The 10,781-nt window shown below is 60.3% G+C and carries 9 protein-coding genes, 1 tRNA gene and 1 pseudogene; 3 read left to right on the forward strand and 8 right to left on the reverse strand.

Translation table 11 applies throughout. From position 1 onward, the window contains the following. Positions 1 to 311: 311 nt before the first annotated feature. The 5 genes from ACN5AZ_RS18270 to ACN5AZ_RS18290 all read right to left on the reverse strand — a co-directional run bounded on the left by ACN5AZ_RS18270 (position 312) and on the right by ACN5AZ_RS18290 (position 4,908). Positions 312 to 521 carry a DUF1127 domain-containing protein gene (locus ACN5AZ_RS18270; protein ID WP_419430338.1) on the reverse strand — a complete coding sequence of 70 codons (210 nt, stop codon included), beginning with the start codon at positions 519 to 521 and terminating at the stop codon, positions 312 to 314. Between the two features lie 403 nt (positions 522 to 924). Next, the gene (locus ACN5AZ_RS18275; RefSeq protein ID WP_419430346.1) at positions 925 to 2,073 is read right to left on the reverse strand and encodes a DNA polymerase III subunit delta'; all 1,149 of its coding nucleotides are present in this window, start codon (positions 2,071 to 2,073) and stop codon (positions 925 to 927) included. Next, entirely contained in the window at positions 2,066 to 2,698 is a 633-nt protein-coding gene (gene tmk, locus ACN5AZ_RS18280; RefSeq protein WP_419430339.1) for a dTMP kinase, read from the reverse strand. Before tmk ends, ACN5AZ_RS18275 begins: the two co-directional genes overlap by 8 nt. After that, a complete protein-coding gene (locus tag ACN5AZ_RS18285; protein WP_419430340.1) occupies positions 2,695 to 3,906 on the reverse strand; it encodes a D-alanyl-D-alanine carboxypeptidase family protein in 1,212 nt (403 codons plus the stop codon). The genes tmk and ACN5AZ_RS18285 overlap by 4 nt, the downstream gene beginning before the upstream one ends. A gap of 138 nt (positions 3,907 to 4,044) precedes the next feature. Continuing rightward, positions 4,045 to 4,908, reverse strand: coding sequence for an SPOR domain-containing protein (locus tag ACN5AZ_RS18290; RefSeq protein WP_419430341.1), 864 nt, complete (start codon positions 4,906 to 4,908; stop codon positions 4,045 to 4,047). 243 nt (positions 4,909 to 5,151) lie between these two features. Between ACN5AZ_RS18290 and ACN5AZ_RS18295 the strand changes: the two genes are divergently transcribed. From ACN5AZ_RS18295 to ACN5AZ_RS18305, 3 genes and pseudogenes are all read left to right on the forward strand, one after another. Next, positions 5,152 to 5,241 (forward strand) — tRNA-Ser (locus ACN5AZ_RS18295). Between the two features lie 1,072 nt (positions 5,242 to 6,313). Further along, positions 6,314 to 7,408, forward strand: a complete 1,095-nt coding sequence (locus tag ACN5AZ_RS18300; protein ID WP_419430342.1) for a tyrosine-type recombinase/integrase — start codon at positions 6,314 to 6,316, stop codon at positions 7,406 to 7,408. Positions 7,409 to 7,549: 141 nt separating this feature from the next. Then, positions 7,550 to 7,771, forward strand: a pseudogene (locus ACN5AZ_RS18305) (transposase); the annotation flags it as partial. 190 nt (positions 7,772 to 7,961) lie between these two features. Here ACN5AZ_RS18305 and ACN5AZ_RS18310 read toward each other — a convergent pair. The 3 genes from ACN5AZ_RS18310 to ACN5AZ_RS18320 all read right to left on the reverse strand — a co-directional run. Further along, on the reverse strand, positions 7,962 to 9,068 hold the full coding sequence (locus ACN5AZ_RS18310; protein WP_419430343.1) for an ISL3 family transposase: 1,107 nt from the start codon (positions 9,066 to 9,068) through the stop codon (positions 7,962 to 7,964). Between the two features lie 201 nt (positions 9,069 to 9,269). After that, complete coding sequence (locus ACN5AZ_RS18315; RefSeq protein WP_419430344.1) at positions 9,270 to 9,455, reverse strand: transposase family protein; 186 nt, start codon at positions 9,453 to 9,455, stop codon at positions 9,270 to 9,272. A 195-nt stretch (positions 9,456 to 9,650) separates the two neighbouring features. Then, positions 9,651 to 10,781 (reverse strand): ISL3 family transposase (locus tag ACN5AZ_RS18320; RefSeq protein WP_419430345.1); only part of this gene is annotated, 1,131 nt, incomplete at its 5' end.

Consider the following 10,781-nt stretch of genomic DNA (forward strand, 5'->3'; position numbering starts at 1 on the left):
TCTGCCCCGAAGGGCGGTATGAGCGCAGCGACACCAGGGAGGAGGAGAGGTGCCGCCGCTTATGTCGAGGCCCCAGGGAGGAGGAGAGGGGCTCGGCATGCGTGGCCCGGATCGGGCCGTTATGAGTGTGCGACGGAGCCAGGGAGGAGGAGAGGCTCCGTCGCTAATGTCGGAAACCCCAGGGAGGAGGAGAGGGGTCCGGCATGTCTGCCCCGAAGGGCGGTGTTCTGTGGCGACGCATCCAGGGAGGAGGAGAGGATGCGCCGCCTAAGACGGGTAGGGGCAGGGAGGAGGAGAGCCCCTAACCGTATTCAGATTTCGTTAGCCGCCTGCAGTGCAACGCGGCGAATTTCCGAGCGACCCAGACCCAGATCGGACAGTTCGCGGTTCGAAAGAGCCGACAGTTCACGGAAAGTCTCGTTGTAGACCTTGCGACGTGCGCGGCGTGCTTTGAACGAAGCAACCAGACCGGCGAAGCCGGAGTTGCGGGACTGGGAGGTAAACTCTGTAACGTTGGCCATGGTTCATTGCCTCTTTGGCGGAAACTCGTTTGCGACAGTGTTTCGTCGCTGTTGGCCCTAACATGGGGCATTTGCTGCATCTGCACAATGACCGGCTCGTCATTGCTGCCATGCGGCAAACGCATACGAACGCACAAGGCCATGTTCGCATGGGGCCGCCAAACTGTGCGGAATGCGTTTATGGGTTGTGCATTACCTTTGGTTAACGCACCCTTTGGTTGATCTATATGCACGTCTGCAAAGGCAGATTTGCGTATAGGTCAACGTTTGTTAGGTATTAACCGTATTTGCCGCCGAAGCCCTACAAAGGCAGGCAGCGGAATCGACGCGAACAAAAACGAAAATCGCATGGGTGATTCCTCTTTGCAGCGCAGCGTGGAAATGCTGCACTGCGGCGCAAATCTCAGCGCGCGCCTTGTAGCTGGATGAACAGATCGTTCACCAGCAGTGTCGGGTCAACGTTCACCGAAATCGCATGACGGGCGCGGTCGCCTGCTTCTTGGATGGCTTGCGCCCATGCGCGGCCCTGCTCGGGCGTGGGCGACAGGCGGGAAAGGATCTCGGCCTCGCCAGCGACGATCTCGGCTGGTGGCACGCCCATGACACCGGTCCGCGCCAGTCGGGCGGTGATCCGGTCAACAAGTGTCAATAGCAGCGCAAGACGGTCTTCTCGACCCTTGCCAGCGCAGCTTTCGGCAAGCGACAGGGCCATACCGCGGTCCAGCCGTGGCATCGTTCCCAACACCGCCAGTATCTGTTTGTACAGTCCCAGCCCGTCCAGACTGTGCAATTGCAAGGCCGTACCGACCGATCCCTCTGACAGCATGGTCAGGGCCTCGGTCTCCTCGGGGGGGAGTTCGACACCGGCCTGCATCAGGGCCGCCAGCATATCATCATGGCCCAAGGCAGACAGTCGCAGCGTGCGACAGCGGCTTTTGATTGTGGGCAACAGGCGCGCAGGCTGATGGCAGACCATCAAGATGACAGAGCGCGCGGGCGGCTCTTCGAGCATCTTCAGAAGGGCGTTGGCAGCCTGCGGGTTCATCTCGTCTGCGGCATCAACAATGACGACACGGCGTCCGCCATCCGCAGAGGACATGGAAAAGAAATGAGACAGCTTGCGGACCTCGTCCACACGGATCAGGGCCGAGAACTTGCCGTCGTCGTAGTTCTTTTTTTGCTCGCTCTCGCCCGTGCCGGCCCCGCCGCGCCGCAGCAAGAACATGCCCGGCTCGGAACGGGCGACCAGCCGACGCGCCACGGGGTGATCGTCCGGGATGTCCAGCGTGGTCGGGGCAGGGGGCGCGCCAAACAGGCCATCGTCCTCGGCAGGCGGCGTGGCCAGCAAAAACCGTGCGATCCGCCATGCCAGCGTTGCCTTGCCCACGCCGCGCGGTCCGGTCATCAGCCATGCGTGGTGCAGCCTGCCCGCGTTGAAGGCGTTCAGGAACTCGGCCTCGGCCGGTGCATGGCCAAACACCTGAGCGGCCTCACGCGGGTGCGGCGCGCCGTCGATCCGGTCCGGTTCCGGTGCTCTGTCGGGATCAGCCATTGCGGCGCTGCTCCAGCGCGCGGGCCACGACAGTATATATGTCATCGGCCACAGCGTCCTCGGACCGGTCACCGTCGATCACGTGAATGCGGTCCGGAAATTCCGTGGCCAGATCCAGAAAGCCGCGTCGCATCTGTTCCTGCAGCGCAAGGCCGAAATCCTCGAACCGTTCTTCGGCGGTGGCGCGCGCCTTGGCCCGTTTCAGCGCGGACGCGGGATCCATATCCACCAACACGGTCAGATCCGGCTCGGTGCCGATCATGAGATCGTGCAGCGTGTCCACGGTGTCCCGCAGCCCCTGACGCCCCTGATACATGCGACTGGAATCCGCGAAACGGTCACAGATCACGACGCGGCCCTCGGCAAGGGCAGGGCGGATGGTGCGTTCCAGATGGTCGCGGCGGGCTGCGGTGAACAGCAGCAATTCCGTCTCGGGGGACCAGCGATCCGTTGCCCCTTGTAGAACCAGAGCGCGAATTTCCTCGGCCCCGTCAGAGCCGCCCGGTTCGCGTGTCAGAACGGGCGACAGGCCATCGTTCTCAAGCCGCGCGGCCAAACGGCGGGCCTGCGTGGACTTGCCCGACCCGTCGATGCCTTCGAAGGACAGAAAAAGCCCGGTCGTCACGAGGCATCCTGCCCCTGTACTGCGACCTGCGCCTGTGCCTCGCTTGCCTGCGCATCAGGCTGATCGGACAGGCGTTTGAACAAGACCTGACCGACAGTCAGCATACGGTCCATAAAGCCACCCGCAGCAACATCGCGCGCTGCCACCAGCGGCACACGTGTCTCGGGCAGCCCATCGGGCTGGATGATAAGCTCGGCCAGACGCTGTCCCTGTTTGACGGGGGCCTCGATCGGGCCGGTATAGACAACCTCGGCGGTGACGGCACCGACGGGAAGCGTCGGCAGCAGCAGGGTAATGTCCTGTTCCGACACCAGATCAACCGTCTCTTCCGCCCCGAGCCATAGCTGTGCCTGCGTCACGGGCGTGCCTTCGGTCACAATGGTCTGTTCCGCGAATTGACGGAAGGCCCAGTTTACGATGGCCTCGGACTGCTCAGCACGCACGGCGGCGCTGTCCATGCCCGTGATGGCAAAGATAATGCGGCGGTCGGCGTTCTTGGCCGATCCCACCAGACCATATCCCGCCTCTTGGGTGTGGCCGGTTTTCAGACCGTCCGCCCCGATGTCCAGCGACAGCAGGGGGTTGCGGTTCGTGGTGTTGGACGGCGCGCGCCCGTCAAATTCAAACCGCCGCTCGGAGAACATGGCGTAGAATTCCGGAAAGTCCTTGATGATCCGTGTGGCCAGCAAGGTCAGATCGCGCATCGACATCTCATGGCCTTCGGCAGGCCAGCCGGACGCGTTCTTGAAGCGCGAATTGGTCATCCCCAACTGTTGTGCCCGTTGCGTCATCATGCGGGCAAATCCAGTCTCTGTACCGTCAGGGGACAGGGCTTCGGCCAGAACGGCGCAGGCATCATTGCCCGACAACACGATCACACCGCGCAGCAGATCCTCCACCCGGACACGGTCCTGCGTGTTCAAAAACATGGTCGAGCCGGTATAGGACATGGCGTGCTGCGACACCGGCAGACGTTCGTCGAGGCTGAGCCTGCCATCACGGATCGCCTCGAAGGCGATATATAATGTCATCAGCTTTGACATGGACGCCGGCGGCAGTGCCTCATCGGCGTTTTTGTTCAGCAGGACAGTGCCGGTGGTCACGTCGATGACAAAAGCAGCGCTCGCCTTGGTATCAAAGGCCTGTGCCCCGGTGCCGGTCAGCGCAAACAGGGCTGCAGAAGCAAGAAGGCTACGTATCAATGGCATGCTGCGGGTCATAGGCGGGCCTCTGGTCCTTGGTCGAATCTGCTCGGCTCAGGTTATCGCGCAACTCGCGTCGGCTGTCACCCGTCGCAGGCGGCGGATCGCCACCTGCCTGTTCACATCCTTGCCAACCGTGCGCTGTTAATCGGTCACCGCATAGGCGTCTTCAAATCCGCTGGCCTTCACTGTCTTCAACAGCGCGGCGCGCTCGGCGCTGGTTTGGGCCGGGCCCACGATCACGCGCCAGAAGGGTTTGCCGCTGGAGGTGCCGGGCTTGATCGTCGGGGTCAGACCGGCCTGACGCATGGCGACGGCTGTGTTGTTGGCGTTTTGCTCAACCGAGAAGATCCCGATCTGCAAGAAAGGTTTGTCCAAAGACGATGTCTTGGGCGCAGCTGCGGGGGCAGGGGCGGGCGTGGGCGCAGGGGCCGCATCCAGTGCCTGCGCGGCACTGTCGATTACCGGATCCAATGCGCCTTCGCTTACGGCGGGGGCTGCGCTGAGTGTCGCGCCACCTGTATCGGCGGCTACTGGGGCGGCGGCGGGGGCCTGTTCACGGCGCAAGGCGACCACATCCAACTCGGTCGGCGCACCCGCCAACATGCCCAACGCGGCAGCCGCATCCGAGGACACCTGCAGGCGCGGTCCGGGGGTCGAGCGTTCCTTGCGGAACAATGCGCCAATCACGAATTGCCCGTTGGTTGTGTTGCGAATGATGGCGCGTTCCGGCTCTTGGACATCGGGATGCGCCACCCAGACACCGCCAAGAGAAGGGCGGCCATCCCACAGGCCGGGCTCCTTGGCGGCAAAGATATCAGGGGCCTCCACATCGCGTTCGGTTTCACGGATGGCCGCACTGGGGGCAGAGCCCTGTTCGGCGACCTTGTCCGCTTTGGGCTGAAGAAAGCCGGGCATCTGCCCTTCGGTGCATGCGCTCAACAGCAGGCCCGCGCACAGGACAAACGGCGCGCGCAGAAAGGTGTGTGGCGTGTTGGGGCTGCTCATCTCGTGCCTCTTGCATTGGGATGCCACCGCGGGGCGACATCGCACCGGCCGAGCCGGTTGCCTGAAAATCGTAAAGCGCAAACTGTTCTGCGCCCATGCCTCGAACCGAGCGTCTGTGCACCCGTTTTGACGGGAGATTAACGATTTGGTTGACGGGTGAAAAGCCTGCATTCCCGGCCTCGGCGGATTTTCCCCCACAGGGTGCTTTCAGAATCAAAAATTGCACGCTAAGCAGCCGCGACCGGAGGTTTGGCAGAGTGGTCGATTGCGGCGGTCTTGAAAACCGTTGGGCGTGAGAGCGTCCCCAGGGTTCGAATCCCTGAGCCTCCGCCATTTATTTCGGTAACATTTTGTTTTGGTGGCATTTTTTAACGCTACTTATCTTCGGCCCCACATTTGGCCCCACATCAGATCCAGTCAGAAATTTCTCCTTGCATGATGCTGCATCCGGCCTCATGCTTGCTCTCAGGTGCTCACCTGTTGTCAGGCGGGCCCATTCCATAACAGCGCAAGATGTTGCTGCACCTTCAATCCCATAAAGTAGGGAGGGCTGGCGCGTGTCTTGCGATCACCCAACACAAATAGACTTGTTTCCAGATGCTCCGGTTTCGGCTGCAATCAAAGCGTCTGAGACGAATGAGACTAAGCGGACGGACGACTCTGGTCTTGCGGGCAAAGCCAGTGAAACGTCGATGCCTCTGGCTAGGCCCACTGCACCTCAGTATTTAACCGATTTAGATGTCGCAGGACGCTTCTCGATATCCCGGCCAACAGTTTGGCGCTGGGCGGGAGACCCCGGACACAAGTTTCCCGCCCCAATTAAGTTGTCTCAGGGGGTTACACGGTGGCGCTTGCAGGATCTTTTGGAGTTCGAGGCGAGCTTGTGCTTGAAAGGCGGGCGCAAATGAGCCGCCGATACAAACCGAACGCCGCGAGCGCGCATTTCGTCTATTCGGTTGAGGATGTCATGGGGTTGTATGGCGTCTCCCGAAATACCGTTAGCAATTGGCGCAGGCACGAGCTGAATGCCAGCGATGGAAAAACGCCTTTGCTGTTCCGTGGGGCTGAGCTGAACAGGTTTCATCGCGAACGAAGGGCGCGCAGTAGAACATGTCTCAGACCTGGTGAATTCAAGTGCTTCGCCTGCAAGGCCGCAAGCTTCCCGGACTCAAGCGCAATGCGGTTCATCCCCACCAAATCAGGGCGAACCCTAGCTTATGCCACATGCCCTGATTGTGCTGCCGCAGTTCAGAAGATACTGTCTGAGACAGAGTGCGACATGCTCCAAAAACGCGCGTTTCCCAACACGACCGAGAGCTCCTTAGACGAATTATGTGCACCTATACCCGGTGATATTGGGAACGCAGCGTCTAGCGTCTTGGAGGTGTGTAGCGAGAATGACCGGATGCTGCATCAATGGCAGGGTTGGGCAGGTCGCTTCGCAAAACAAACCCGGGCGGCGCACATGGCTGCGATCCGTGATTTTGAGAAGCACCTCAACGGTAAGGTTTTCGCGCAAATCACCCCAGAGGATGCTGCGTTTTACCGTGAAGAGCTTATGGACCGCAGTCGTAAGCCTAAAGAGGACGGAGGATTAAGCCGCAGCACGCTCACCCATCGCGCCTCGTATGTTGCTGCCTTTTTCGAATGGCTTTCTAAACAGCCAGGACACCGGCATCTGGCAAAGCTGGACGGTTGGTTCGATTTGCCTAAAGGTTTCCGTGCAAAAGCCGATGAGAAACCTGCCAAACAGTATCCTATGCTGGAAGAAGCCGAGCGGGCGCTCGCGACGATGCGGCGCTCTACCCTTAAGGACCGGCGGGACCGTGCGATTTTCGCTGCAGCTTTTGTAACAGGGCTACGGGAGGATGCGCTGATCACGTTACGGCGCAAGTACATCGACCCGATGGCAAGGACAGCCCGCCAAGTTGGTGCCGTCATGCGAGCCAAAAATGGAAAGAGCTACGTTGCGCATTGGTTTCCACGCACCGATGCTTTCCAAGAGGTGCTCTGTGAATGGGTCCGGGAAGTGGATGCGCTGGGCCTACGCGGAGACGACGCACTGTTCCCGCCTCACGGCGAGCTCGTTCGCATAGGTCGAGGTGGTGCAGCAATACCGCCAATGAAAACAGCCTCTGCAGTAGATACGGTGTTCAAAGAGGCTTGGAAACACTCGGCAGAAACCTACACACCACATTCCGCACGCCATACACTCGCCCGCCTGGGAGATTCTTTGTGTTTGACGCCGGAAAAACGCAAAGCGTGGTCGCAGAACCTCGGGCATGAAACAGAAACCATCACCGAGCAGCACTATGGCAAGATGTCACCGGCGGAGCAGGCGGAGGTTTTTGAGGGCTTCGATAATGAGACATCCTTCAGCGTAGATGAGATGCAGCTCGCGTTGGACTACCTGTCGCGCCGATTACCCTCAAACTCACCGCACTACGAAAAAGCCAGGGATCTGGCTCGTCGCTATGAGGACGGTGGAACTATGAGGTAAGTTTGGAGCGGCGAGTGGTCTTTGGGACTTCCTAGATCGACTGAGGCGGATTGGCTATTGTCTGGTTCCTTAACTGGCTGGACTTGCATCACTTCCGTTCCGGTTTTCTGCGAGCAATGCTCGCCATATAGGAGACCGAATGTGGCAGCCAAACACAGTGACGATTTCAAACGGGAGGCGGTTCGGATCGCGACGCACAGCGGCCTGACGCATCGTCAGGTAGCCTCAGATCTTGGGGTAAGGTTCTCGACCTTGGGCAAGTGGATGAGAGATTATTCAACAGATCCAGCTGCCGCCTAGGACGCGGATCTGTGCCGTGAGAATGAGCGCTTGCGTAAAGAGAACCGTATCCTGCGGGAGGAGTATCCGTCTTGGTCAAGGCCGAGTTTCGGTCCACATTCGATTGCTGCGTAGCAAGGCGTTTGCCATGACCAGAAGCTTTCGCATGATGGCGGCCTGCTTGTTGTCCATGCCTCCGATTGTCAATCGGCACCGAATTTTGACCCCTTATCGGCGTCCAAAATTGGGTCCGACTCAATTTCTGTGGCGCCTTTCATGCCGAATGCTGTAGGCGCGCCAAGAGCAGGTCGATACCTGCGGCGCCATACATCTGCCGTTTCAGCAATTTTAGCCGGTTGATCTGGCCCTCTGTCTGATCGTTGGACCAAGGCTCACGAAGCGCCGCCAAAACCGCGTTGAGATCGGTAGAGAGAACGCGCGAAAATGCCGCCAGCCCAGAGGCCTTCGCCTGATCTAACCAGTCAGCCAGCTCGTCTTCCTCGCCGTTGCGGACCATGGAGGTAAAGGCATCGAGGAGTCTGCGATCTTGCGCCAATTGCGGCAAAGCGTGTTCAACCTGAGCGACGAATATGCTGTCAGCTTTCGAGAGGTGATGCTGACCAGAGGTCATCATGCGCGCGATCTTGCGGCTCGGAGGGCACTTGCCTGTGCCCTGAGGGATGGCGGCCTCGGCTCGGCGCTGGCGTGTGGCCCATTCCCCGACAACGCGCAGACTTCCTTGGAAACCGTCCGCTCGCAGCCGACGCCAGAGTTCAGCGCCATTGCGACATCCGTCCTGCCAATACTGTTCGAGCTGCTGGAACCAAGGGGTCAGGCTGCTTTGACGCAGCCTGAAGACGTCTTCTCGCTCGCCGCGCAGGACGCGCCGAACCAGGCCTCGGCTTAGACCAGTGACTCGGACGATGCGCTTGATGGGTACGCCTTCGGCACCCATCCGCTGGATCAGCACATTGGTTCTCTTGCGTCGTTGGAAGCCTTCGAATTGCAAGCACTCCGCCGACGTCAAAATACCGGGATCCAGCTCGGCGCCGCAGGCCGTACTTCGTATGGCCGGCATTGCGCGACGGACGGCGGCCAGAAAAGCATCGCTTGCGTTCTGCAGAAGGTGCCAACGGTCGGCGACCTGGGTCGCATAAGGAAGCGCTTCGGAAATCGCCTGTCTGTATCCGCCGCTCCGATCTCGCGCGACGATTTCTATTTGCGGATGCTGGCGCAGCCAAGCGGCGACGGTCGCAGGCTCGCGATCCGGCAGCAAATCGATGACGGCCCGCCGTTCAAGATCGCAGATCAGCGTTCCATAGCGCCGTCCCTTGCGCCAGGCCCAATCGTCGATCCCGATGACGCGAGGTTCATGGCCCATGGTCCGCGCACCTAACGCAGCCCCGCGGAGAAACGTATCCTTGCTCACTCCGAACCGGAGACGGCGTCCAAGTGCCTGAGCTGGCCGACCACCCATCGCGCGACCGAGGTAGGCGACGAGGTCCTGAAATCGACCGGTCCGACGACCATAACGGCACGCAAGGTCATCTGGGACTTTCTCGCTAAAGGTCATGATGGAACACTACGACGTAACACAGCGGAACCGTCGCGCCGACAAGCGCACCTGAACGGAGCGACCATGCGCCGGAAAATCTTTGAGGTGCCGGACGTAACGACCATGTTGACGGGTAGACCTCTGTCCGCAACCCGGGCAAATTACTCTTGCGTCCGTAACCTCCGCGTCAATCGCGAGGATCGCGCCGCCCACGTGATATCCGATGGCGGAAGCCCTTCAGGCAAAAGCTCGGTGTTAAAACGCTTTGTCAAGGTGATCACCCCTCTCCAGCATCCAAGCCAGATGTAGGAGCGAGGCCGCCAAAAATCACACAATATGCGACAGAGCCAAAATTGCATGCCGATAAGGGGTCAAAATTCGGGTCCGACTCAATTTCTGTGGCGCCTTTCATGCCGAATGCTGAAGGCGCGCCAAGAGCAGGTCGATACCTGCGGCGCCATACATCTGCCGTTTCAGCAATTTTAGCCGGTTGATCTGGCCCTCTGTCTGACCGTTGGACCAAGGCTCACGAAGCGCCGCCAAAACCGCGTTGAGATCGGTAGAGAGACCGCGCGAAAATGCCGCCAGCCCAGAGGCCTTCGCCTGATCTAACCAGTCAGCCAGCTCGTCTTCCTCGCCGTTGCGGACCATGGAGGTAAAGGCATCGAGGAGCCTGCGATCTTGCGCCAATTGCGGCAAAGCGTGTTCAACCTGAGCGACGAATATACTGTCAGCTTTCGAGAGGTGATGCCGACCAGAGGTCATCATGCGCGCGATCTTGCGGCTCGGAGGGCACTTGCCTGTGCCCTGAGGGATGGCGGCCTCGGCTCGGCGCTGGCGTGTGGCCCACTCCCCGACAACGCGGAGACTTCCCTGGAAACCGTCCGCTCGCAGCCGACGCCAGAGTTCAGCGCCATTGCGACATCCGTCCTGCCAATACTGTTCGAGCTGCTGGAACCAAGGGGTCAGGCTGCTTTGACGCAGCCTGAAGACGTCTTCTCGCTCGCCGCGCAGGACGCGCCGAACCAGGCCTCGGCTTAGACCAGTGACTCGGACGATCCGCTTGATGGGTACGCCTTCGGCACCCATCCGCTGGATCAGCACATTGGTTCTCTGGCGTCGTTGGAAGCCTTCGAATTGCAAGCGCTCCGCCGACGTCAAAATACCGGGATCCAGCTCGGCGCCGCAGGCCGTTCTTCGTATGGCCGGCATTGCGCGACGGACGGCGGCCAGAAAAGCATCGCTTGCGTTCTGCAGAAGGTGCCAACGGTCGGCAACCTGGGTCGCATAAGGAAGCGCTTCGGAAATCGCCTGTCTGTATCCGCCGTTCCGATCTCGCGCGACGATTTCTATTTGCGGATGCTGGCGCAGCCAAGCGGCGACGGTCGCAGGCTCGCGATCCGGCAGCAAATCGATGACGGCCCGCCGTTCAAGATCGCAGATCAGCGTTCCATAGCGCCGTCCTTTGCGCCAGGCCCAATCGTCGATCCCGATGGCGCGAGGTTCATGGCCCATGGTCCGCGCACCTGACGCAGCCCC

The sequence above is a fragment of the Sagittula sp. SSi028 genome (genome assembly GCF_048553715.1).
Lineage (GTDB): Bacteria > Pseudomonadota > Alphaproteobacteria > Rhodobacterales > Rhodobacteraceae > Sagittula.

Bases quoted from the DNA above. Each gene is read 5' to 3' on its own strand.
- ACN5AZ_RS18270 (WP_419430338.1), bottom strand. From the start codon at position 521: ATGGCCAACGTTACAGAGTTTACCTCCCAGTCCCGCAACTCCGGCTTC.
- ACN5AZ_RS18285 (WP_419430340.1), bottom strand. From the start codon at position 3,906: ATGCCATTGATACGTAGCCTTCTTGCTTCTGCAGCCCTGTTTGCGCTG.
- ACN5AZ_RS18300 (WP_419430342.1), top strand. From the start codon at position 6,314: ATGCTGCATCAATGGCAGGGTTGGGCAGGTCGCTTCGCAAAACAAACC.
- ACN5AZ_RS18275 (WP_419430346.1), bottom strand. From the start codon at position 2,073: ATGGCTGATCCCGACAGAGCACCGGAACCGGACCGGATCGACGGCGCG.
- ACN5AZ_RS18310 (WP_419430343.1), bottom strand. From the start codon at position 9,068: ATGGGCCATGAACCTCGCGTCATCGGGATCGACGATTGGGCCTGGCGC.
- ACN5AZ_RS18290 (WP_419430341.1), bottom strand. From the start codon at position 4,908: ATGAGCAGCCCCAACACGCCACACACCTTTCTGCGCGCGCCGTTTGTC.